The 1,754-nt window shown below is 61.1% G+C and carries 3 protein-coding genes; all 3 read left to right on the forward strand.

Going from position 1 to position 1,754, the window contains the following annotated elements; all coding sequences use genetic code 11:
• Positions 1–7 precede the first annotated feature (7 nt).
• Positions 8–1,045, forward strand: a complete 1,038-nt coding sequence (locus N5D30_RS25995; protein ID WP_279911332.1) for a DUF2169 domain-containing protein — start codon at positions 8–10, stop codon at positions 1,043–1,045.
• Positions 1,045–1,431, forward strand: a complete 387-nt coding sequence (locus tag N5D30_RS26000) for a PAAR-like domain-containing protein (RefSeq protein ID WP_279911333.1) — start codon at positions 1,045–1,047, stop codon at positions 1,429–1,431. The genes N5D30_RS25995 and N5D30_RS26000 overlap by 1 nt, the downstream gene beginning before the upstream one ends.
• Positions 1,432–1,499: 68 nt before the next feature.
• On the forward strand, positions 1,500–1,754 hold a 255-nt coding region (locus tag N5D30_RS26005), incomplete at its 3' end, for a hypothetical protein (protein ID WP_279911334.1).

A 1,754-nucleotide genomic window follows, 5' to 3' on the forward strand; every position in this document is an offset into this window, starting at 1 on the left:
ATAGCCCATGATCCTCGGTGAAGTCGAAAACTGTACGCCCTATGCCTGGTTCACCTTCGAGAAAATGGGACCGGCCGAGCGGCTTTACGACATCGTGATCGTCAAAGCCGCATGTGTGCTCCGTCCGGGAAGAGGCGGTGAGGGGATAGTTGCTCTCGATGAGGCGGCCCCCATTCACCTTGCGGACGAGCACTTCGGGGCACCTGAGCGGAGCCCCTTGCGCATTGCGGGTGACACGCTGCTCTACAAACCGGGCACGGATGTTTTCTTTCGGGGGCATGCGCGACCGCTCCAGGACCTACCCGAACAGTGGGCCGCTGATCTGGAAATTGGCACTCGCCGGCACCGGTGGCGTTTGTCGGGCGAACGGCATTGGCAGTGGTCGTTGATGCGAGGTTGGCATCTGAGCGCAGCTCAGCCATGCGAAATCTTGCCATTGCGCTACGAGTTGGCTTTCGGGGGAAGTTATACGCGTCGCGGGGAAGTGCTCGAGCATGCCGAGAATCCGGTAGGACGCGGCTGGCTGGACGCAAACCACCTCGACCGAGAGCAGCATTACCCAGCACCTCGCATCGAGCACTTCGCTCACCCTGTGAGTGAGCCGGGCCGGCCAATCCCCATTCCCGGCCTCGGTCCAATACCACGGTACTGGACAGCCCGCAGCCGCTATGCCGGCACCTATGACGACGCTTGGAAAGAACGTTTCAACCGAGGAGAAAACCCGGGATACCCGCGTGACTTCGATCCACGGTTCTTCCAGGCCGCCCACCCCGACTGGCAGTTCGAACAACTCCTTGTAGGCGGAGAGGCCGTGGCCCTGGTCGGGCTCACGGGCGATGAGCCGTTGCTCGGCAACATACCCGGCTGGCGTGTGGAAGCATTGCTGGTCGGTACAGGAGCCCCCGTTGTCGCGCCACTTCGCCTGGATACGCTCGATTTCGATCTGGATGCCCAACGCCTGTACATGACATGGCGCTTGCCGATCCCCCAGGACATGGGGATTCGCCAAGTCGTGCTGCGTCGTTTGCCAAAAGAGACCTCCTGATGGCCGAAAAGCATGTCGCAAACCGTGAGGTGCTCTGGGTAGCGCTCAATGTCTCTCCCGACTTCTGCCAGGTGGGAAATACGATCGTTCCCTTCGATATTGCTCGCACCCTGAATCAGGACAAGGTTCTTTATGCCCGCAGCGTCTTCGCGCGTGGGCAGCCGGTGATGATGCTCGACAGTGTCGCCCGGGGAGTGATGGGAAATGCCGGGCGAGGTGTGGAATCCTTCGTATCGCAGAATCAGGGTCACGTCTGGGTACGCAGCGGCAGCACAACCGTGTACGCGGAGGGTCGGCCTCTTGCGCGGCATCTGGATCAGTGCCTGATGAACGCTGAGCTTGATGGTGTTCCCCTGGATTCCGACATAGCGGCGGCCGATCCGTGAGCACAAGACCCCTTGTCGACCAGCACGGTCGCCCCGTTGAGCTTGTCGTCACACCGGACGGCTCGAAGATGCGTGTCATCGGCGACGTGCTACCACCAGAGCACAGAGGCGCATCGGTATTTCTCGACCCCGCGGGAAATGGATCGCTTGCCGGCCCCGGTGATATGAGGAATCCGAACTCTGGACCACCGATGGCCATGCCGCCTCAACCAGAGAGCATTCTGCTGCGTGAGAACGGCACCTGGGGGCGCTTGTACACAATGTCTCTTCCCCCCATTCAGGTAACGGCCGACAAACCTGAGGAAGAGGAGGAAGAGGCGCCC

The sequence above is a fragment of the Pseudomonas sp. GD03875 genome (genome assembly GCF_029840585.1).
Taxonomy (GTDB): Bacteria; Pseudomonadota; Gammaproteobacteria; order Pseudomonadales; family Pseudomonadaceae; genus Aquipseudomonas; species Aquipseudomonas paralcaligenes.

What these genes read in the sequence shown, in the direction of transcription:
- N5D30_RS25995 (WP_279911332.1), top strand. Translation starts at nt 8, where the DNA reads ATGATCCTCGGTGAAGTCGAAAACTGTACGCCCTATGCCTGGTTCACC.
- N5D30_RS26000 (WP_279911333.1), top strand. Translation starts at nt 1,045, where the DNA reads ATGGCCGAAAAGCATGTCGCAAACCGTGAGGTGCTCTGGGTAGCGCTC.